Here is a 19,256-nt window from a genome sequence, read left to right as displayed (position 1 = left end):
TCGCTTCCGGGCCGCGTCGGCCCACTCCTGCCAGGTACGGGGGTGGCTGCCGGGGCTCGGGGGGAGCGCCCACCCAGAGCATAAGTGTGCCCGGCGACGCGTCCCGCCGGAGCGGGAATCACGCATCGCCGGGCACAAGCCCTCAGCTCGGACGAATCACACCAGAAACGGCGGCTCGGACATCGTCGGCCGCGCGTCCGGCGTCACTCGCCGTCGAGGCCGCCCTGCAGGGCCTGCACCTCGCTCGCCGTGGCCCCGATGACCTTGTAGTCGGCGTGCTTGTAGTACGTGCCACCGGTGGACTTCGCCCAGCTCGACCAGGAACTGCTGGTCACGCGGCAGCTCGCCCACTGCGCGGTGCTGCTGGTGATCGTGATCCGGGCGGTGCAGTTGCCGAGGTCCCTGCCGGTCAGCGTCCCGGCGGTGAGGCGGAACCGGACGTCGATCGTGACCGGCGTCTCCACCCCGTACGGCGGGCGGATCTTGGCCTCGACCGTGCAGCCGGAGTCGCCGTTGCAGCCGCCCTTCTTCCACTCGTCGACCGTCGGGCGCGCCGAGCCGTCGAAGGAGTCCTTCAGCTCGCCCATGCTGGTGCGCATGTCGGAGACGATCGAGGACGCCTGGCCGGAGCTCTTCGGGGTCACATCCAGCGCGAGGCGCGGCGTCGTCGACTCGTAGCGCAGCAGCTCCGCGTCGTCGGCGTCGGTGATGTAGAGGGTGGAGGAGAACGTGCTGAACCGCAGCGCCTTCTTGCCCTGCCAGGTGGTCTCGGTCGGCTTCACCTTCGCGGCGGCCGCCGCGCGCAGCTTGTTGGACAGGGCCGTCGGCGTCAGCTCCTGCTTGAAGTCGACGTCGAGCTTGTCGGCGCTGAGCCGTCCCCACTGCTCGCCGGAGCCGAGGTAGTAGGGCGTCTCCGTGCCGGAGATCTGCCGCCGCCAGTAGGAGGAGTCGGCCTTGACGAACAGCTTCCCGTCGGCGGCCAGCAGCGTGACGCTGTCGCTGTTCCACCGCACGGGGCCGGTGACCCGGCCGCCCTTGGTGACGTTCAGCTCACCCTGGATCGTCTCGGCCCCGCCGCCGAAGTTGCCCTTGAGCCCGACCGCGCGCGCCGCGCCCATCGTGTCGGCGGCCGCCCGCAGCTTCTCCTCGGGCTTCTTGCCGCCGCCGGAGGCCAGCACGAGCACCACGGCGCCGATGATCACGACGACGACCAGCACGCCGCCGAGCAGCGCCGCGATCAGCGCGCCGCCGCCCCGCTTGCGCGGCGGCGGCATCGGCGCGCCCGGGGGCGGCGGGTAGAAGCCGGGAGGGGTATTGGGAGGGCCGAAACCGCCAGGTGGAGGGGGTGCCCCGCCCGGTCCGCCGGGGCCGCCCGGGATGCCGGGACCACCCGGACCGGGAGGACCGCCGGGGCCCGCGGGCGGTGGCGGCGGCGGCCATGAGGCGCCGCCGGGGGGTTCCCAGCCCGGGGGAGGCGGAGGGTTGCTCATCCGGTCACGTCCTTCCAGGTCAACTGACCCCAACGCTTCTCTAGTGTGCAGCAAAACATTGACATTGTGATCCTCTCGGGAGGAGGTACGACGTCACACTCACGCGCACGCGCATCAGCGATACTGGTTGGACGCTCCCCGGGAGGTAACGGTGCGGGACTATTTCGACTCGTACGGGGTCTTGGTGGCGCTGATCGCGGTCGGCGGCGGCATCGTCGGGGGCGGTCTGGCCGCGAACCGGCTGCTCAGACCGAACCGCCCGACGGCCGAGAAGCTGCTCACCTATGAGTGCGGCGTCGATCCCGTGGGGGGCGGGTGGGCGCATTCATACGTGCGCTACTACGTCTTCGCCTACCTGTACGTGGTGTTCGCCGTGGACGCGGTGTTCCTGTTCCCTTGGGCCACGGTGTTCTCCGCCCCCGGATACGGCGCCACCACGCTGGGGGAGATGTTCGTCTTCCTCGCCTTCCTCGCGGTGGGCCTCGCCTACGCGGGGAAGAAGGGCGTCCTGTCCTGGGTGTGACCCCGAGGGGTCGGGACGCGTCGGGGACAGGGGCCGAAACGGGGCCCTGGCGTGATCGGCGAGGGCTGCAAGAATGCCCTGTGTGAGCACTATCGATCTCCCGCCGCCCAGCGTCGGGCCGGTCTCCCGGCTGGCGCCGAAGCCGATCAAGTTCGTGCTCAACTGGGGCCGCCGGTATTCGCTGTGGGTGTTCAACTTCGGGCTGGCCTGCTGCGCGATCGAGTTCATCGCCACCTCGATGAGCCGGCACGACTTCATCCGGCTCGGCGTGATCCCGTTCGCGCCCGGCCCGCGGCAGGCCGACCTGATGGTCGTGTCGGGGACCGTCAGCGACAAGATGGCGCCCGCCGTCCGCCGCCTCTACGAGCAGATGCCCGAGCCCAAGTACGTCATCTCGTTCGGCGCCTGCTCCAACTGCGGCGGCCCGTACTGGGACTCCTACTGCGTCACCAAGGGCGTCGACCAGATCATCCCGGTGGATGTGTACGTGCCGGGCTGCCCGCCGCGTCCGGAGGCGCTGCTGCACGGCATCGTCCACCTCCAGGAGAAGATCGCGGGCGAGTCGCTCGGCGAGCGCTACGACGGCGGCGAGCCGATGTCGCCGCCGCCGGCGCCGCGTCCGCTCTCGGCCACCGTGCTGCGCCGCCCGATCCAGCCCGCGCCCGAACCGGCGCCGGAGCCCGCACCCGAGCCCATGTCCGAGGCAGCGTCCGCACCCGGGCCCGTGGCCGAGCCGGAGGCGGAGACGCGGCCGCTGCCGCCCGTCCGGGAGCCCGTCCGCGAGGAGCCCGTCCGCGAGGAGAGGCCGTCGCCGCCCGACGACGCCGGGCCGCCGCTCGACCACGATCCCTCGATCATCCCGGGCCTGACCGACCACGGGCACGACGACGAGATCGGACGCGACCGGTGAACGCCGCCCCCGACCCGAACGAGCGGACCGCGGAGCTGACCGCCGCCTGGACGGAGCGGTTCGGCACGGAGATCACCACCGGGGAGACGTTCGGCGGCCTCGCGGTCGGCGTGCCGCCCGAGCACTGGGTGGCGGCGCTGGCGTTCGCGCGCGACGAGCTGTCGTGCGGGTTCTTCGACTGGCTGACCGGCGTGGACGAGCTGGAGGACGGCTTCGCGGTCGTCGTCCACGTGTACTCGCTGGAGCGCCGCCACCACCTGCTCGTCCGCACCCGCGTCCCGCGCGCGGAGCCGGTGCTGCCCACCGCGACCGGCGTGTACCGCGGCGCCGCCTGGCACGAGCGGGAGACGTTCGAGATGTTCGGCGTGCGGTTCGAGGGGCACCCGCACCTGGTCCCGCTGCTGCTGCCCGACGGCTTCGAGGGCAACCCGCTGCGCAAGGAGTTCGTGCTCGCCGCGCGCGTCGCCAAGCCCTGGCCGGGCGCGAAGGAGCCCGGCGAGTCGGGGCACGGCGCGCCGAGCCGGCGCCGCGTCCGCCCGCCGGGCGTGCCCGAGGAGGGGACGTGGGGCCCGGCCCGGCGGCCCCCGGTCCCGGAGAACCCCGATGCTTGAGATCGTCGGCAAGCTGGTGCTGGTCGCGGCGGCGTTCGCGCTGCTGCCGCTGCTGGTGGGGCAGGCCGAGCACAAGGTCATGGCCCACATGCAGGGACGGCTCGGCCCCATGTACGCGGGCGGCTTCCACGGCTGGGCGCAGCTCGTCGCCGACGGGGTGAAGTTCGCCCAGAAGGAGGACGTCGTCCCCCGCGACGCGGACCGGTGGGTGTTCAAGCTCGCGCCGGGCGTCGCGCTCGTCCCCTACCTGCTGGTGCTGCTCGTCGTGCCGGTGGGCCCGGACGGGCAGGTCGTGCTCGACCTCGGCCTCGGCCTGTTCTTCGCGCTGGCCGTGATGGGCGTCGGCGTCATCGGCGCGATCATGGCGGGCTGGGCGAGCGCGAACAAGTACGCGCTGCTCGGCGGGATGCGGGTCGCGGCGCAGCTGATGTCCTACGAGCTGCCGATGGTGTTCGCGGCGTCGTCGTCGGCGATGGCGGCGGGCACCGTCTCGCTGACCGGCATCCCGGAGGAGTGGCGCTGGTACTGGCTGCCCTGGCAGGCGGTCGGCGCGGTGGTGTTCTTCGTCGCGGGCCTGGCGGAGCTGCGCCGCCCGCCGTTCGACATGCCGGTCGCCGACTCGGAGATCATCTTCGGCCCGTACACCGAGTACGGCGGGCTGCGGTTCGCGCTGTTCCTGCTGGCCGAGTACGCGGGGATCGTGGTGCTGTGCGCGCTGACGACCGTCCTGTTCCTGGGCGGGTGGAAGGGCCCGTTCCTGAACACCGAGCTGGGCTGGCTCTGGACGCTGGCCAAGGTCGGCGTGCTGGCGTTCGTCGTCATCTGGCTGCGGGTCAGCTACCCGCGCATGCGCGAGGACCAGCTCCAGAAGCTCGCGTGGGCGTACCTGGTGCCGCTGTCGCTGGCGCAGCTCGCGCTGACCGGCGTCCTGAAGGTCGCGTTCGGCTAGCCCTCACGGAAGGAAGATCGAGTACTCCGAGAGCTGCGGGACGATGTCGGGCGGCAGGTCCGCGTTGACCGCCAGCTCCTCGGCCGACACGAACGGGCCCTGGGTGTCCCTGAGCCGGACGACGCGCTCGGCGAGTTCGGCGTCCATGCCGGGGAGCGCCGCGATGATCTCCCCCGGGGCGTGGTTGACGTCCACGAGGCCGCCGTCGTCGTAGGTGCGGGGCGCGTCGGGGCGGCCGATCCGCAGCTCGTGGGCGAGCGCCGGGTCCTCGGCGGCGAGGGCGCGGGCCTCCTCGCGCAGCGTCCTGCGGTACTTGGCCACCTCGATGGCGTGCTGGTTGATCCGGTTGCGCGGGAGCTCGCGCGGGAAGACCGAGGAGCGGACGGCGAACGCGTGCGCGGTGCCCGCGACCCACAGCATCATCGTCAGCATCGTGCCGAACGCGACCGGGACCACCTCGTCGGACGAGGTCAGCGCCAGGCATCCGACCAGCGCGATGCCGTAGCCGGCGGCGGTGACGCCGAGGTTCCTGGAGCCGCGCCGCAGCGCCGCGTACAGGAACGAGAACGGCGTCCCGAAGCCGAACGTCAGGAACGGGACGAACGCCCAGAGGATCCCCTTCGGCCCCTCGGCGGACGCCGGGGCGGGCGGCATGGGCTGGAGGGGCTGCATCGGCGGCCCGACGAACGGGGGCCGCCAGCCGGGCGCGCCGTACGGACGGCCGGGGGGATACGGAGTGGCGCGAGGGTCGTGGGGAACCTGTCCGTAAGAAGGGCGCCCATGGGGCGGGCGGTCATACGGCGGGCGCCCGGGGGACGGGCGGCCATAGCGCGAGCCCCCCTGGTCGTGGCCGGATTCCGGACCGTTGGGGCCGTCCGCGTGATGGCTCACATGCCCTCCTCGCCCGCAGGCCGTCCCGAGCGCGGGACGACAGGTCCCACGTGTGGTTTGACGAACGCGGCCACCGCCGCGTTCCCTGGCGGCGCTTCGTACGCAATCATGGGGCGCGTGGGACGGCTACCAGGAGGCGGGCTGGCCAAGGGGCTCGCCGTGACGCTACGGACGATGACGCGGCGATCCATCACGCGCCAGTATCCGGAGGTCCAGCCTGACCTGGCCCCGCGCAGCCGAGGCGTGATCGCGCTGTTCGAGGAGAACTGCACGGTCTGCATGCTCTGCGCGCGCGAATGCCCCGACTGGTGCATCTACATCGACTCGCACAAGGAGACGCTCCCGGCCGAGGGCGGCGGGCGCGCGCGCATGCGCAACGTCCTCGACCGGTTCGCCATCGACTTCGCGCTGTGCATGTACTGCGGCATCTGCATCGAGGCGTGCCCGTTCGACGCGCTGTTCTGGTCGCCGGAGTTCGAGTACGCCGAGTACGACATCGCCGAGCTGACCCACGAGAAGGAGCGGCTGCGCGAGTGGATGTGGACGGTCCCGCCGCCGCAGGCGCACGACCCGTCCGCCGAGCCGCCGAAGGAGGTGGCCGCCGCCGAGAAGGCGTCCGCCCGCGCGGCCCGCGCCCCCCGCACGCCGCCGGGGGCGGGCGCGTGAGCGGTCAGGAGGTCGTCTTCGCGCTGCTCGGCGTGGTCGCGGTCGGCGCCGGGATCATGGTGGTGACGACGCGGCAACTGGTGCACGCGGCGCTGTGGCTGGTGGTGACGTTCGGCGCGCTGGCCGGGGGCTACCTCGTGCTCACGGCGGAGTTCGTCGCCTGGGTGCAGGTGCTCATCTACGTCGGCGCGGTGGTCGTGCTGCTGCTCTTCGGGATCATGCTGACGCGGGCGCCGATCGGGGAGTCCGCCGACCTGGACTCCGGCAACCGCTGGGTCGCGGCGGGCGTCGCGCTCGCCACGGCCGCCGTGCTGGTGACGGTCATGGCCATGGGCTTCCGGGACGACCGGATGCCGCTGAAGGCGGGCGGCGGCTCGGCCGACGAGCTCGGCGCCAGCGTGTTCCGCACGTGGGTGCTGCCGTTCGAGGTGCTGTCGGTCCTGCTGCTGGCGTCGCTGGTCGGCGCGATCGTCCTGTCCCGCACGGACATCGGCGGCGGCGCGGACATCGGCGGCGGCACGGACATCGGCGGTCGCGCGGACGAGGAGGGCGGCGCCTGATGCATCTCGCCTATCCGACGGTCGTGGCGGCGCTGCTGTTCTCCGTGGGCGTGTACGGGGTGCTCGCGCGACGCAACGCGATCCTCGTGCTGATGTCGGTCGAGTTGATGCTGAACGCGGTGAACCTCAACCTCGTCGCCTTCGACATCCGCTTCGCCGACCGGCTGCACGGCGGGCAGGTCCTGACGCTGTTCACGATCGTGATCGCGGCGGCGGAGGTCGGGCTGGGGCTGGCGATCGTCCTGCTGGTGTACCGCAACCGGCGGATGGTCGACGTCGACCGGATGGACGCGCTGGCCGAGGAGCGCGACGCGCCGTCCGTTCCCGCCGCGGAGGCTCCCGCCGCGGAGGCGCCGCACGAGGAGGCGGCCCGGTGATCTGGCTTGCGTCGCTGACCGTCCTGCTGCCGTTCCTCGCCGCGTTCGCCGGGATGCTGCTCGGACCGGGCCTGACGCGCCTGCTCGGCGGCCGCCCCGGCTCGCCGCGCAACGGGCCCGCGCTGATCGCCTGCGTGCCGATCGCCGTGTCGCTCGTCTTCGCCGCGATCGTCGCGTTCACCGTCTGGCGCGACCCGGGGCAGCGGAACGGCGAGCTGGCGACGATCGACACCGGTTCCGTCCCGATCCACGTCGGCCTCCAGGTGGACGGCCTGGCGGCGGTCGTCGCGCTGATGGTCTGCTGCGTGGCGCTCGCGGTGCAGGTCTACTCCGTCGCGTACATGCGGGAGGACGGGCGCTACTCGTCCTACGCCGCGTTCATCTCGATGTTCACCGCCGCGATGCTGCTGGTGGTCTACTCGGGCGACCTGATCGTCCTGTACGCGGGCTGGGAGGTCATGGGCATCTGCTCGTACTTCCTGATCGGGCACCACTGGGAGGACCGCGGCAACTCGCGGGCGGCGGTCAAGGCGTTCCTGGTGACGCGCCTGGGCGACGTCGGTTTCCTCATCGGGATCCTGGTGCTCGGCGTGGGCGCGAACACCTTCTCCATACGGGGCGTGCTCGCCGAGGCGGGCGGCCTGCCGCATTCGACGGTGACGGCGGCGGCCCTGCTCCTGCTCGCCGGTGTCGCGGGCAAGAGCGCGCAGTTCCCGCTGCACACCTGGCTCCCGGACGCGATGGCGGGCCCCACCCCGATCAGCGCCCTGATCCACGCGGCGACGATGGTCGCGGCGGGCGTGTACGTCGTCGCCCGCCTGTACGGGGTGTTCGTCCTGAGCTCGGCGGCGCTGACCGTCCTCGGTGTCGTCGCGGTGGTCTCCATGGTCGGGTCGGCGCTCGCCGCCCTCGCCCAGGACGACCTGAAACGCGTCCTCGCCTACTCCACGATCAGCCAGCTCGGCGTGATGGCGGCGGGCCTGGCGGTCGGCGCCGACACCGCCGCGATCTTCCACCTGCTCACGCACGGCGCGTTCAAGGCGCTGCTGTTCCTGTCGGCGGGCTGCGTGATCGTCGTCGCCGGGTCGAACATGCTCGCGCACTACGGCGGGCTGCGGCGCGGCATGCCGGTCACGTTCTGGTCGATGACGGTCGGGTTGGCCGCGCTCGTCGGCGTTCCGCCGTTCAGCGGCTGGTTCAGCAAGGACTCGGTCATCGAGGCCGCCCAGCACTCCGCGCTGCACGGCGGCGAGTCCCCCATCAGGCCCGCCCCCGCCGGTTGGTTCCCCGCCCCCTTCGCCCTGCCGGAAGTCAAGTCGTTCCCTCAGCTCATCCGGCCGCCGGCATGCGCGAACGACGTCACGGCCGCCTGCCTGTCGCGGCCGGACGAGGCGCGGGCCACGATGACCGCCTCCCTGGGGCACGCTGAATTCCGCACCTTCCGCGTGGACCTGCCCGCCGGGGTGGCGTGGCTGGTCTACCTCGGGCTGCTGCTCACGGTCGCGCTGACGGCGGCGTACGCGACGCGCGCCTGGCTGATGACGTTCTTCGGCGAGCCGCGCGGCACCTATGAGATCCGCGAGGCGCCCCGGGCCATGTCATGGACGGTCGCGGTGCTGGCCGTCCCCGCCACGATCCTCGGGTTCTTCGGGCTCGGCGCCGAGGAACTGCGCCCCCATGTCGGGTCCGCGCTGCTCGGGCTGCTCCTGGCGGTCCTCGGCGCGGGCGCCGCGTTCCTCGTCTGGAACCGCGATCCGGCGGCCGACCCGGCGCGCGCGCTCGGCCGGGCCCGCCCCGTCTTCGCGCGGGCCTTCTATGTGGACGAGGTGTACGCGGCGCTCGTCGTCCGCCCGTTCCTGGCGCTGGCGCGCGGGGTCGTCACGTTCGACTCGCGGCGCGTCGACGGCGCGGTGGTCGGCGCCGGACGCGGCGCGCGGCGGCTCGGCGGGCTGCTGCGCGTCCCGCAGAACGGCAACCCGCAGACCTACCTGACCGGCCTGCTCGCGGGCGTCGTCGTCATCGTCGCCGGGGTGGTGATCTTCCGATGATCTTCCTGCTGATGATGGCGCTCCCGCTGCTCGGGGCGCTCGCGATGCTCGTCCCGGCCGACCGGTTCCTGCGCACCGACTCCTCCGTCCGCGTGTTCGGGACGGCCGTGTCCGGCGCGACGCTGCTCGTCGCGGTCTCCGCGCTGACCGCGTTCGACTTCGACGCGCCGTCCTCCGCGGGCATGCAGCTGGAGATCGACCGGTCGTGGGCGCCCGCGATCGGGCTGCGCTTCCACCTCGGCGTGGACGGGATCTCGCTGCCGCTCGTCGCGCTGACCGCGCTGCTGACGTTCCTCTGCTTCCTCTACACGCTGCGGCACCCGCCCGCCGGGGGCCGGATCCGGCTGCTGACCGCGCTGCTGCTCGTCCTGGAGATCGGGCTGGTCGGCACGTTCGTCGCGCTCGACCTCGTGCTGTTCTTCGTGTTCTTCGAGGTCGTCCTGATCCCCATGTACGCGGTGATCATTCTCTGGGGCGGCCCGGCCCGCCAGGCCGCCGCCTACAAGTTCATCCTCTACACGCTGCTCGGCTCCGGCCTGCTGCTCGCCGGGATGCTGCTCGTCGCGGTGAACGCGGGCACGCTCGACATGACCGAACTCGCCGCCCGGCACGGCGCGGGCGTCTCGCACGGCGTCCAGATCGCCGCGTTCGCGCTGATGGGGCTCGGGTTCGCGGTCAAGGCGCCGATGTGGCCGCTGCACACCTGGCTGCCGGACGCGCACACCGAGGCGCCGACCGTCGGGTCGGTGCTGCTCGCCGGGGTCCTGCTGAAGATGGGCACCTACGGGCTCGTCCGCGTCGCGCTGCCGCTCGCCCCGCACGGCGCGCAGGTCTGGGCGCCCTGGCTCGGCCTCCTCGCCGTGATCGGCATCGTGTACGGGGCGCTCGCCTGCCTCGCCCAGCGCGACCTCAAGCGGATGATCGCCTACTCGTCCGTCGGGCACATGGGGTTCGTGCTGCTCGGCATCGCCACCCTCACCCCGGTCGGCATCAACGCCGCGCTGTTCGGCAACATCGCGCACGGCCTCATCACCAGCCTGCTGTTCTTCCTCGCGGGCGCGGTCAAGGAACGCTGGGGCACCGCCGACCTGGACGCGCTCGGCGGCGGCCTGCTCGGCACGTCCCCGCGGCTCGCCTCGATCCTCACCTTCGCGTCCGTCGCCTCGCTCGGCCTGCCGGGCCTCGCCGGGTTCTGGGGCGAGATGCTCGCGCTGCTCGGCGCGTACCGCCCGCACGCCGACCTGCCCCGTGAGACGTTCGTGACGTTCATGGGGGTCGCCGCGCTCGGCGCCGTGCTGACCGCCGCCTACTTCCTGCGGATGCTCGCGAAGCTCACGCACGGGCCGCCGTCCGGCGTGAGCGCCGCGCCCGGCCCCGCCGTCTCGACGCAGGAGTACGCCGCCTGGGTCCCGCTGATCGCGCTCACGCTGCTGGTCGGGCTCTGGCCGAAGACCCTGCTGGACGTGACCACCGGGCCCGTCCACGCGCTGTTCGGAGGCGGCTGATGATCCAGGGCATCGACTACGCGGCGATCGCGCCGCCGCTGATCCTCGCCGTCGCCGCCATCGGGCTGCTGCTCGCCGACGCCTTCGACGCCCCGCGCCGCGTCCTCGGCCTGGCCAGCGGCGGCGCGCTCGCCGTCGCGCTGGCCGCCGTCGGCGCGCTCGCCGCCGGGGACCGCCGCGCCACCTTCTGCCTCCCGGACGGCCTGCGCTCCGGCGGCCCCCGCTCCTGCTCCTACGTCGCCGACGACTTCACCCTGCTGTTCCAGGGGATCGTCCTCGCCGCCGCCGCGGTCGTCGTCCTGCTGTCGCTCCAGGAGATCACCGACTCGAAGATCCCGGTGGGGGAGTACCACTTCCTGCTGCTGTCGGCCGTGATCGGCGCGCTGGCCCTGGTCGCCGCCCGCGACCTGATCCTGCTCGTCGTCGCGCTGGAGACACTGTCGCTGCCGGTCTTCGCGCTCGTCGGGCTGCGCCGCTACGACGGGAACGCCTCCGAGGCCGCGCTCAAGCTGTTCCTCGTCTCGGTCGTCTCCGCCGCGGTCATGCTGTTCGGGATCAGCATGGTCTACGGCGCGACCGGCGCCATGCACCTGGACCGCATCGCCCCCGCGCTGGAGGACCTCCCCGCCGACCTCGACCCGGTCGCGGCCGTCGGCGTCGTCCTCGTGCTCGCCGGGTTCGGGTTCAAGGTCGCCGCCGTCCCGTTCCACTTCTGGGCCCCCGACGTCTACCAGGGCGCCCCGCTGCCGGTCGCCGCGTTCCTGTCGGTCGTGTCGAAGGCCGCCGGGTTCGCCGGGCTCGCGATCGTCCTCGCCCTCGGCTTCCCCGCCTACGCGCACGTGTGGGGGCCGCTCGTCGCCGTCCTCGCCGCGATCACGATGACGCTCGGCAACCTCCTCGCCCTCCGGCAGCGGACCGCGATCCGGCTGCTCGCCTGGTCGTCGGTCGCCCAGTCCGGCTACATGCTCGCGCCGCTGTCGGTCGGGACGCACCGCCTCCCCGAGGCCGTCGCCGCCACCACCGCCTACGTCGCCCTCTACGCCGTCATGAACCTCGGCGCGTTCGCCGTCGTGATCGGCTTCCACCGGCGGCCCGGCGCCCGCGCCTACGACACCCTCGACGACTTCCGCGGCCTCGCCCGCAGCAGCCCCGCCGTCGCCGCCGCGCTCGCCTTCTTCCTGATCTGCCTCGCCGGGCTCCCACCCGGGGTGATGGGCCTGTTCGCCAAGGTCGTCGTGTTCCGCGCGACCGTCGCCGGGGACGTCACCTGGCTCGCCGTCGTCATGGCGGTCAACACCGTGATCGGGCTGTACTACTACCTCGTCTGGGCGGCGCGCCTGTTCGCCCCGGGACCGGCCGCCGGCGACGCCGCGCCTGGACTGCCCGTCCGCGCCGCCATCGCCGCGACCGCCGCGGGCGCGCTCGTGCTGTCGGTCGCGCCGCAGATCGTCCTGCAGACGGTCGCGCAGGCCACCTGACCAGGGCCGCCGCCCCTCCCGGCCCCGGGAACGTTTGAGCAGGTCAAACCGTTGATGTTCATGGCCGGTACGAACGGGGAGGCGCAGCGAAAGTGCAGTTCAACGGCGTCCGGACCGCGGCGCTGATCGCGGCGCTGTCGGCATTGATGCTCGTCGCCGGATGGGTGTTCGGCGGCGGCGCCGGGCTGACCATCGCGCTGGTGATCGCGCTCGGCACCAACGGCGTCGCCTTCCTGTTCAGCGACCGCATCGCGCTGCGCTCGATGCGCGCCCACCCGGTCGGCGAGGTCGAGGCGCCCGTGCTGTACCGGCTCGTCCGCGAGCTGTCGACCTCGGCCCGCCAGCCCATGCCGCGCCTGTACGTCTCCGAGACGCGCCAGCCCAACGCCTTCGCCACCGGACGCAACCCCCGCAACGCCGCCGTCTGCTGCACCCGCGGCATCCTCCAGATGCTCGACGAGCGGGAGCTGCGCGCCGTCCTCGGCCACGAGCTGTCCCACGTCTACAACCGCGACATCCTCATCTCCTCCGTCGCCGCCGCGATCGCCACCGTGATCACCTACCTGTCGCACCTGGCGATCTTCCTGCCGATCGGCCGTTCGGACGACGACGACGGGCCCGGCGTCCTCGGCGCCCTCATGATGCTCGTGCTCGGCCCGGTCGCCGCCGCCGTCGTCCAGATGGCCATCAGCCGCACCCGCGAGTTCGCCGCCGACGCCGCCGGCGCCCGCCTCACCGGCGACCCCCTCGCCCTCGCCTCGGCCCTCCGCAAGATCGACGCCGGCACCCGTGCGATGCCGCTGCCCCAGGACCCCGAGCTGGCGACCACCAGCGCCCTGATGATCGCCAACCCGTTCTCCGGCGCCGGGATCGGCAGGCTGTTCTCCACCCACCCCCCGACGGCCGACCGCATAGCCCGCCTGGAACGCATGGCGGGCGGCCCCCGCTAGGGCGCCGTCAGGACCACCGGCCCATCCCCGGTGACCGCCACCGTGTGCTCGAAGTGCACGGCCCGGCTCCCGTCGACGGTGGCGACCGCCCACCCGTCCGGCATCTGCCACGTCTCGTCCCGCCCGCTCTCGGTGACGAGCGGCTCGATCGCGATCGTCAGCCCCTCCCTGAGCGGCATCCCGCGCCCGGCCCGCCCCGTGTTGGGCACCGGCGGATCCTCGTGCATCTCCGTCCCGATCCCATGCCCCCCGGACCCGTCGGCGATCCCGTAACCGGCGTCCCGCGCCGTCCGCTCCACCGCGGATGCGACATCGCCCATCCGGTTCCCCGGAACGGCCGCCGCGACAGCGTTCTCCAACGCCCGCCGCGTGGTCTCGACCAACCTCGTGGACGCCGCGTCCTGCGTCCCCACCACGAACGACACCGCCGCGTCCCCGCAGTAGCCCCCGAGCTTCGCCCCGGCGTCGATCGTCACGAGATCCCCGTCCTCCAGCACCCGCCGGCCCGGGATGCCGTGCACCACCACCTCGTTCACCGAGACGCAGATGTTCGCCGGGTACGGAAACGGGGCCCAAACCGGTTTGTAGTGCAGGAACGGCGACGTCGCCCCGCACTCCTTGAGGATCCGCCCGGCCAACGCGTCCAACTCGGCCGTGACGACACCGGGCACCGCCGCTTCCCGTCCCTCGGCGAGGATCCGGGCCACGACCCGTCCCGCCTCCCGCATGAGCTCCCACTCCCGTGGGCTTCGATAGGTCACCATGCAGAATATTTTAATACCAGTATTACAATGCTCGCATGGTCCGAACACCGCTCACCGAGGAGCAACGCGACCGGGGCCGCGCCCTGGGCCAGATCCTCCGCGCCGCCCGAGGCCCCCGCAGCGCCGCCGACGTCGCCCGCTCCGCCGGCATCTCCCTCGACACCCTCCGCAAGATCGAACGCGGCGCCATCGCCGTCCCCGCCTTCTTCACCGTCGCGTCCCTGGCGGACGTCCTCGACCTGGACCTCACGGCCCTGGCCCGCACCCTGGCCCCCTTCGACGACCCCGCCTCCGAATTGGCGGGCTGAGAGCCGAACCATTTCGCGAACCCCCGCGTCATACCAGTTACGAGCGCGCCGGCCACTTCTGCGGGGGAAGAAGTCGGCGCGCTCGCTTTTTCGTGCCCAGCCGCCTCCCCCGGGACAGAACACGTGGTCTGTGCGGAGACCGTGGCAATGACCAACGAGTCGTCCGGCGAAGCCACCCGAGCCTGACCCGACACCGGCCGGAGCGCCGGCCCGGCGTGCGACCCCCACTCCGAGCAGTACGACCCAAGTTCCGCACCCCGAACTGGAGATCAACCGATCCAGTCGGCAGTGAGGCGCAGCGGCTTCCGTGACCGGTGAACGCACCAGGCGGCCGGGGCGCGCGCCGACCAAGCACGGCGCCCCGTCCACCCATGGGCGGACGGGGCGCGACGCCGAGCACAACCAGGTGGCCCAGCCTCACCGCCAAGGAGCCGCGGGTCGGCAGAGGCCGTTGAGCAGCACCTACCGGTAGTTGACGAACTGGAGCGCGACGTCCAGGTCCTTGCCCTTGAGGAGGGCGATGACGTCCTGGAGGTCGTCCTTCTTCTTGGAGCTGACCCGCAGCTCGTCCCCCTGGATCTGGGCCTTGATCCCCTTGGGCCCCTCGTCCCGGATGATCTTGCCGATCTTCTTGGCGTCCTCCTGGGCGATGCCCTCCTTGAGGCCGATCCCCAGCTTGTACACCTTCCCCGACAGCTTCGGCTCGCCGGGATCGATCGCCTTCAGCGAGATCCCGCGCTTGACGAGCTTGTCCTTCAGCACGTCCAGGACGGCGTTGGCCCGCTCCTCGGTGTTCGCCTGGACCTCGATGGTCTCCCCCGACCACTTGATCCCCGCGTCCACGTTCCGGAAGTCGAACCGGTTGGCCACCTCCTTCGCGGCCTGGTTCAACGCGTTGTCGACCTCCTGCCGATCAAGCTTGGACACGATGTCGAACGATGAGTCGGCCATAGCACACGCACATCCCCTCAGCAGCAGCTTCCCGATCCAGGGATCGTAGCGACGAACCCGCCCCCGAGCACCCGGCCGCCCCGTCCGCTCCGATGTCACGACCGCTCCGCCCGTCCGCTATCCTTTCCAGTGCCGTCGCGAGAGCGACGCCCAGGCGGGTTGCCCGAGTGGCCAATGGGAGCGGACTGTAAATCCGTCGGCTTAGCCTACGCAGGTTCGAACCCTGCACCCGCCACAGCAGCGGAAACAGCCTCTGACCAGCGCAAACGGTCGGAGGCTGTTCGCGTCTGCAAGATCCCCCACACGCAGCCAGATGCCACCAGGCGCCACCGGATGTCACTGGTCCCGGAATATACGCGGAATGACTCCGGGCGTGTTCCCGCAGGTCGCGCCAGGAACGGCGAAGGGCCCCGGCGTAAACCGGAGCCCCCACAGCGTAGGCCGGGCTAGTCATCGAGCGCCTCGTCGATCCGCTGATTCGCCCGGTCGTGCTGGCCAAGGATGCACTTGGCGTAGACCTGCAAGAGGACCTTGACGCTGTGCCCCGCGCGTTCGGCGACCTCGGTTGCCGGAACCCCGGAGTTGAGCCACAACGATACCCCCGCGTGACGCAGGTCGTACGGCCGCCGAGCGAGGGGAGAGGCGACCTGGGCGGGGGTGAGGGCCAGGAGGCGAGTCGCGGCCCACACGTCCCCGTACGCCGTCGAGCCGACGATGCCGCCGCGCTCGGTCTGGAAGATCCGCCCATCCTCGGCCGTCCCGAACTCAGCGATGTGGTCCCGGAGGATCTGCACCAGCACCGGAGGGATCGGCACGGTCCGGACCTCGGCCAGCGGCCGGAGCTTCAGGCCACGCTGCTCGTGAGTCGACCCGCTGTCGGTCCAGCGCGACCCCGATTCCGGAAGGGAACGGCAGAGGACGAGACGGCCCCAGCCAGTTGCCGGAAGGTGGCAGTCCTCTATGTGGAGTGCCACAGCCTCAGCCGGGCGAAGCGCCCCGTAGTACATGCAGGCATACAGCGCACGCAAGCGTCGCCCACGGCCCCGCTTGCCGACATAGGTAACCGCTGTCAGGCATTCCCGCATGAGCCGGGGCCCGATTACTACGCGCCAGTCCACCTCTTCAGCGAGCTTCGGCGGAGTCCACTTGACCTTGTCGATCGGGTTGTGGTCGAGTTCCTCTAGTTCGACTGCGTACTCGAAGGCGTTATGTAGGACCGCCCGTTTCCGTGCGACCGTGGAGGCCGCCGCAGGCTTGCCGTTCAGGAGTCGAGAAAGCGCGTTGAGCGCTGCCCGGACGTTGGTGGGCTTAGCAACGTCAGGCATCGGCAGAGATGCCTTTTCCAGCCAGGCGAGCGCCTCAGCGACCCCGACCGGCCGAGGCTCTTCCCGATCCTGCGGAGCCAGGTAGTACGCCCGCAGCGCCCGCCGGAGGAGTTCCGGATCAGGTGCGCCCGAGGCGTCCTCGTGCACGAGTGCAGGCGAAACGGTCGCAATCGTCTCAGTGAGACCATCCCGACTGTTGGGGGCAGCATCCGGCCACTTCATATCGATGTAGGACCGGCTGAACTCCAGCCACGTACGCGCGGGCTTCTCCTCCGTCTTTGGGGGAAGCTTGGACAGGGGCAACCCCGAGTCGATATCAAACTCTTCGCCGTTCTTCGCCGCCTGCCGCAGGTCCGATAGGAAGTTCTTAGCCGGTGTCGACTTCTTGAAGGTCTGCGACTTCTCACGCCCGGCGACCAACCATCGGACCGTGTAAGAGATGACCTTGCCTGCATTGCGCGACCTTGGTCCGCCTACGTTCGGACGGATCTCCCAGAAAGAAACCTTGTATGACGTTCTCACGCTGCCTCCTGGAGGGTGCCGAGCCAGCGCATCAACTCACTACGCCAGACACGCAGTTCGTTGTTCGGGAGCCGAAGCGCTTCGGGCGCCTTTCCAACCTCGCGCCAGCGGTAGAAGGTCCGTTCAGACACACCCCCGAGTTCTTCGAGGACCTGGGGAACGGTGAGGAGTTCATCGCGCCGCGTACTCACGCTGCCTCCGCTGTTGCCGAGAGTTCTGGGGTCGTGGTGGGTTGGGTCGCTGCGTCGAGTTGCGCCCGGCGCGTGACCCGCTCGTTGATCAGGTGCATGAGCCGTCGTTCCAGGGACTTCACGTCCGGGTCGCCAGGCCCGGCGCGCTCCCACACGTGGACGGCGGTCGGGTCGGCCGGGTTGAGCACCGATATCCCGGCCTCGGCCAGACGTGCCAGGACCCATGCCTTGCGGTCGGCTTTGTGGTCGGCCAGGGTTTTGCCGGACCAGCGGCGGGAGACCAGCACGCGTCGTCCGCCGTAGCCCAGGTGTTCGCGGCGGTGGGCTTTGCCTTTGCAGAACCCGGGAGTCATCCCCCGCCGGGGGTTCTTGGGCTGGACGCCGTAGCGCAGCCAGTTCGCGCAGGTAGGGGAGCACGGCTCGTAGCGGAGGGTCTCGGCCATCCAGTCGACGTGTTCACGCTGCGCCGAGGTCTCCGCTTCGTGGCATTCGGCGACGCCCTTGACGAGGTATTTGGTCAGGTAGCCGATCAGCCGCCGGGACTCGGGGGAGTCGGCCATGACGCCTTGGGCGTCGATCTGGCGGCCGAAGCGCACCACGTGCAGGGGTTCGGCCTCGTCGTCCAAGCCGAGGGCGTCAAGCGCGTCATCCCAGGTCGGAAGCGGTTCCCCCGTGCGTTTATCGACGTAACCGCCACCGTCCGGGCTCGCAGCGTCGTCCCAGACCGGGAGATGCTCCCCGTCGTACTTCACCTGGTCGATCGGCGGCCACCACACCTGGTGGTAGGTCGCCGCCACCACCTGACGCAGCTCAGCGCGCGAGATGGTTCCGCGGATCGCCATGTGCAGGTGGGGGGCCAGACGGCGCTGCGGTTCGACGGTGGCGAAGTACTGGACGTCGTAGCCGACGAACCGCCGCAGGTTCTGCACGAACCGGTCGACCAGCTTGGAGAAGTGCAGCGCATCCCGCGCGGCCCGCGTGTAGTCGTAGGTGGTGGGGTCGACGGGGGTTCCGTCGTCGGAGCGGACGCGGCCGTAGGAGTCCAGGGTCAGGGTCAGGAAGATAGAGGGCCGGAAGGTCTTGCCATCCCGCCCCCGGAACACCTTGCCCACGGTGCGGGAGTCGACGGGCCGCCGGGGCAGGTCGGGCGCGTCCTGACGTCGCCGAGTCGAACGAGTCCGCCGGCCCCTGGTCTCATCCCCGGTCTTGAGGGTGCCGCGCACCCCCGCGCGTTCGATCTCGACATCGAGTTCGCGCAGCAGGCCATCCCAGAAGTCGACGTCTTCGCCGTGGGCGGTACCGGTCTCGGCCGCCTGATCGCGTTCGCTCTGGGCCCGTGCCCGCAGTTCCAGCAGCGACCGCTGTTGCTCGTCTGGATCGGCCCGGGTGATGACGGGTTCGGTAGCGAGGTGCCAACCCTGGCTGCACTGGACGGCCCGGAGCTTGCGCTTGCGCTCGGCGCAGGTCGGACACACCGAGGCAAGCGTGTGGTTGCACGGGACGTACACCACTACAGACTCACCGGTGTGCAGGTCGGTGCGGCGCATGGGGACGGGGCGGATGCACACGCCGTGGTCGATGGCGACCGCTTGGAGGACCTCCCGCGCCAGCGGCGGCAGCGTCTTGACCACCGCCTCAGGAGTGGTCTCCTCCGCCGCGGGAGGGTGCGAGCCATCAAGGGAAAGCTGCGTCATGCCGCCTCACCCGCCTCTAGGTCGGGGGCGCCGAGGGTGACCATGTGGCGGATGTCGGTGTCGGAGACGTAGGCCGCCCGCACCCGCACCGGATCCGGGACGGTCTCCAACCGGACGAACCCCACCCCGGCGCCGATCTCGGGGACGGCGGAGATCTGGTCGGCCAGCGCCCCACGGTCGCGGGACCCGTCGCCGAGGACCATGTCGACCTGTTCGCTCTCGTCCAGGCGGAGCGCGAGCCGGGTGGGGAACAGGTTGCGCAGGTTGTTGACCTCTTTGCGGGCGTCCTGCTGTGCACCGATCACGCAGTACCCCACCGACCGCCCTTGCGAGGTGAGTACGGCGATGGCTGATTCGGCGCGCTTGCGCAAGTCGCGTTCAGGGCAGTAGGCCGTCAGGAACGCCAGCTCATCCACCACGACCACCCGGAACGGATGCTCACGCGAGGGCCGGAACGAGCGCGTCACCCCGGCGAACTGTTCCGCCCGCGCGTTCATGTTCTCGGCGGCCGACTCCAGCAGTTCGACCATGCCGCCCTTGGGG

19 protein-coding genes, 1 tRNA gene and 1 pseudogene are annotated in these 19,256 nt (G+C 71.3%); 13 read left to right on the top strand and 8 right to left on the bottom strand.

Annotation, left to right across the window (positions count from 1 at the left end; genetic code table 11):
* Positions 1 to 203: 203 nt before the first annotated feature.
* Positions 204 to 1,274, bottom strand: a complete 1,071-nt coding sequence (locus GNZ18_RS38460) for a hypothetical protein (RefSeq protein ID WP_242891859.1) — start codon at positions 1,272 to 1,274, stop codon at positions 204 to 206.
* A 367-nt stretch (positions 1,275 to 1,641) separates the two neighbouring features.
* On the opposite strand from GNZ18_RS38460, the gene GNZ18_RS38450 reads away from it, so the two are divergent.
* From GNZ18_RS38450 to GNZ18_RS38435, 4 genes are all read left to right on the top strand, one after another.
* Positions 1,642 to 2,013, top strand: coding sequence for an NADH-quinone oxidoreductase subunit A (locus GNZ18_RS38450; RefSeq protein WP_214618183.1), 372 nt, complete (start codon positions 1,642 to 1,644; stop codon positions 2,011 to 2,013).
* Between the two features lie 82 nt (positions 2,014 to 2,095).
* Positions 2,096 to 2,923: an NADH-quinone oxidoreductase subunit B gene (locus GNZ18_RS44225; RefSeq protein ID WP_312874993.1), complete on the top strand. Its 828-nt coding sequence runs from the start codon at positions 2,096 to 2,098 to the stop codon at positions 2,921 to 2,923.
* Entirely contained in the window at positions 2,920 to 3,534 is a 615-nt protein-coding gene (locus GNZ18_RS38440; protein ID WP_312874992.1) for an NADH-quinone oxidoreductase subunit C, read from the top strand. Before GNZ18_RS44225 ends, GNZ18_RS38440 begins: the two co-directional genes overlap by 4 nt.
* Positions 3,527 to 4,483 (top strand): complex I subunit 1/NuoH family protein, encoded by a 957-nt coding sequence (locus GNZ18_RS38435; RefSeq protein ID WP_156222136.1) that lies wholly within the window; start codon positions 3,527 to 3,529, stop codon positions 4,481 to 4,483. Before GNZ18_RS38440 ends, GNZ18_RS38435 begins: the two co-directional genes overlap by 8 nt.
* 3 nt (positions 4,484 to 4,486) lie before the next feature.
* Here GNZ18_RS38435 and GNZ18_RS38430 read toward each other — a convergent pair whose 3' ends face one another.
* The gene (locus GNZ18_RS38430; RefSeq protein WP_246251233.1) at positions 4,487 to 5,137 is read right to left on the bottom strand and encodes a helix-hairpin-helix domain-containing protein; all 651 of its coding nucleotides are present in this window, start codon (positions 5,135 to 5,137) and stop codon (positions 4,487 to 4,489) included.
* A 354-nt stretch (positions 5,138 to 5,491) separates the two neighbouring features.
* Between GNZ18_RS38430 and GNZ18_RS38425 the strand changes: the two genes are divergently transcribed.
* The 7 genes from GNZ18_RS38425 (at position 5,492) to htpX (ending at position 12,958) form a co-directional block, all read left to right on the top strand.
* Positions 5,492 to 6,040: a NuoI/complex I 23 kDa subunit family protein gene (locus GNZ18_RS38425; RefSeq protein WP_242891865.1), complete on the top strand. Its 549-nt coding sequence runs from the start codon at positions 5,492 to 5,494 to the stop codon at positions 6,038 to 6,040.
* Positions 6,037 to 6,600: an NADH-quinone oxidoreductase subunit J family protein gene (locus GNZ18_RS38420; RefSeq protein ID WP_312874991.1), complete on the top strand. Its 564-nt coding sequence runs from the start codon at positions 6,037 to 6,039 to the stop codon at positions 6,598 to 6,600. Before GNZ18_RS38425 ends, GNZ18_RS38420 begins: the two co-directional genes overlap by 4 nt.
* Positions 6,600 to 6,977: an NADH-quinone oxidoreductase subunit NuoK gene (gene nuoK / locus GNZ18_RS38415; RefSeq protein ID WP_156222130.1), complete on the top strand. Its 378-nt coding sequence runs from the start codon at positions 6,600 to 6,602 to the stop codon at positions 6,975 to 6,977. The genes GNZ18_RS38420 and nuoK overlap by 1 nt, the downstream gene beginning before the upstream one ends.
* Complete coding sequence (locus GNZ18_RS38410; protein ID WP_312874990.1) at positions 6,974 to 9,025, top strand: NADH-quinone oxidoreductase subunit 5 family protein; 2,052 nt, start codon at positions 6,974 to 6,976, stop codon at positions 9,023 to 9,025. Before nuoK ends, GNZ18_RS38410 begins: the two co-directional genes overlap by 4 nt.
* On the top strand, positions 9,022 to 10,530 hold the full coding sequence (locus tag GNZ18_RS38405) for a complex I subunit 4 family protein (RefSeq protein ID WP_156222128.1): 1,509 nt from the start codon (positions 9,022 to 9,024) through the stop codon (positions 10,528 to 10,530). The genes GNZ18_RS38410 and GNZ18_RS38405 overlap by 4 nt, the downstream gene beginning before the upstream one ends.
* Positions 10,530 to 12,008 (top strand): NADH-quinone oxidoreductase subunit N, encoded by a 1,479-nt coding sequence (locus GNZ18_RS38400; protein ID WP_156222127.1) that lies wholly within the window; start codon positions 10,530 to 10,532, stop codon positions 12,006 to 12,008. Before GNZ18_RS38405 ends, GNZ18_RS38400 begins: the two co-directional genes overlap by 1 nt.
* A 92-nt stretch (positions 12,009 to 12,100) precedes the next feature.
* Positions 12,101 to 12,958 carry a zinc metalloprotease HtpX gene (gene htpX, locus GNZ18_RS38395; RefSeq protein ID WP_312874989.1) on the top strand — a complete coding sequence of 286 codons (858 nt, stop codon included), beginning with the start codon at positions 12,101 to 12,103 and terminating at the stop codon, positions 12,956 to 12,958.
* Here htpX and map read toward each other — a convergent pair.
* The gene (map, locus tag GNZ18_RS38390; RefSeq protein ID WP_156222124.1) at positions 12,955 to 13,722 is read right to left on the bottom strand and encodes a type I methionyl aminopeptidase; all 768 of its coding nucleotides are present in this window, start codon (positions 13,720 to 13,722) and stop codon (positions 12,955 to 12,957) included. The genes htpX and map overlap by 4 nt on opposite strands.
* Positions 13,723 to 13,757: 35 nt before the next feature.
* Here map and GNZ18_RS38385 point away from each other — a divergent pair, with 35 nt between their 5' ends.
* On the top strand, positions 13,758 to 14,030 hold the full coding sequence (locus GNZ18_RS38385) for a helix-turn-helix domain-containing protein (RefSeq protein WP_156222123.1): 273 nt from the start codon (positions 13,758 to 13,760) through the stop codon (positions 14,028 to 14,030).
* Between the two features lie 462 nt (positions 14,031 to 14,492).
* On the opposite strand, the gene GNZ18_RS38380 is transcribed toward GNZ18_RS38385, so the two are convergent.
* Positions 14,493 to 14,981: a YajQ family cyclic di-GMP-binding protein gene (locus tag GNZ18_RS38380; protein WP_156222120.1), complete on the bottom strand. Its 489-nt coding sequence runs from the start codon at positions 14,979 to 14,981 to the stop codon at positions 14,493 to 14,495.
* Positions 14,982 to 15,134: 153 nt separating this feature from the next.
* Here GNZ18_RS38380 and GNZ18_RS38375 point away from each other — a divergent pair.
* Positions 15,135 to 15,216: transfer RNA gene (locus tag GNZ18_RS38375), tRNA-Tyr, on the top strand.
* Positions 15,217 to 15,427: 211 nt separating this feature from the next.
* On the opposite strand, the gene GNZ18_RS38370 is transcribed toward GNZ18_RS38375, so the two are convergent.
* From GNZ18_RS38370 to GNZ18_RS41035, 4 genes and pseudogenes are all read right to left on the bottom strand, one after another.
* A complete protein-coding gene (locus GNZ18_RS38370) occupies positions 15,428 to 16,828 on the bottom strand; it encodes a tyrosine-type recombinase/integrase (RefSeq protein ID WP_281378248.1) in 1,401 nt (466 codons plus the stop codon).
* Positions 16,825 to 17,019 (bottom strand): helix-turn-helix transcriptional regulator, encoded by a 195-nt coding sequence (locus tag GNZ18_RS38365; RefSeq protein ID WP_312874988.1) that lies wholly within the window; start codon positions 17,017 to 17,019, stop codon positions 16,825 to 16,827. The genes GNZ18_RS38370 and GNZ18_RS38365 overlap by 4 nt, the downstream gene beginning before the upstream one ends.
* Entirely contained in the window at positions 17,016 to 18,713 is a 1,698-nt protein-coding gene (locus GNZ18_RS38360) for a replication initiator (RefSeq protein WP_156222116.1), read from the bottom strand. Before GNZ18_RS38360 ends, GNZ18_RS38365 begins: the two co-directional genes overlap by 4 nt.
* Positions 18,710 to 19,256: pseudogene (locus GNZ18_RS41035) on the bottom strand (cell division protein FtsK); the annotation flags it as partial. The gene GNZ18_RS38360 and the pseudogene GNZ18_RS41035, both read right to left, overlap by 4 nt.

Origin of the sequence: Actinomadura litoris, assembly GCF_009733595.1 — a bacterium.
GTDB lineage: Bacteria > Actinomycetota > Actinomycetes > Streptosporangiales > Streptosporangiaceae > Spirillospora > Spirillospora litoris.
This window is presented reverse-complemented; position numbering and strand designations above follow the sequence as displayed.

Coding starts and splice junctions, on each gene's coding strand:
- GNZ18_RS38360 (WP_156222116.1), bottom strand. CDS start 18,713: ATGACGCAGCTTTCCCTTGATGGCTCGCACCCTCCCGCGGCGGAGGAG.
- GNZ18_RS38435 (WP_156222136.1), top strand. CDS start 3,527: ATGCTTGAGATCGTCGGCAAGCTGGTGCTGGTCGCGGCGGCGTTCGCG.
- GNZ18_RS38380 (WP_156222120.1), bottom strand. CDS start 14,981: ATGGCCGACTCATCGTTCGACATCGTGTCCAAGCTTGATCGGCAGGAG.
- GNZ18_RS38385 (WP_156222123.1), top strand. CDS start 13,758: ATGGTCCGAACACCGCTCACCGAGGAGCAACGCGACCGGGGCCGCGCC.
- nuoK (WP_156222130.1), top strand. CDS start 6,600: ATGCATCTCGCCTATCCGACGGTCGTGGCGGCGCTGCTGTTCTCCGTG.
- GNZ18_RS38430 (WP_246251233.1), bottom strand. CDS start 5,137: ATGCCGCCCGCCCCGGCGTCCGCCGAGGGGCCGAAGGGGATCCTCTGG.
- map (WP_156222124.1), bottom strand. CDS start 13,722: ATGGTGACCTATCGAAGCCCACGGGAGTGGGAGCTCATGCGGGAGGCG.
- GNZ18_RS38405 (WP_156222128.1), top strand. CDS start 9,022: ATGATCTTCCTGCTGATGATGGCGCTCCCGCTGCTCGGGGCGCTCGCG.
- GNZ18_RS38460 (WP_242891859.1), bottom strand. CDS start 1,274: ATGCCGCCGCCGCGCAAGCGGGGCGGCGGCGCGCTGATCGCGGCGCTG.
- GNZ18_RS38400 (WP_156222127.1), top strand. CDS start 10,530: ATGATCCAGGGCATCGACTACGCGGCGATCGCGCCGCCGCTGATCCTC.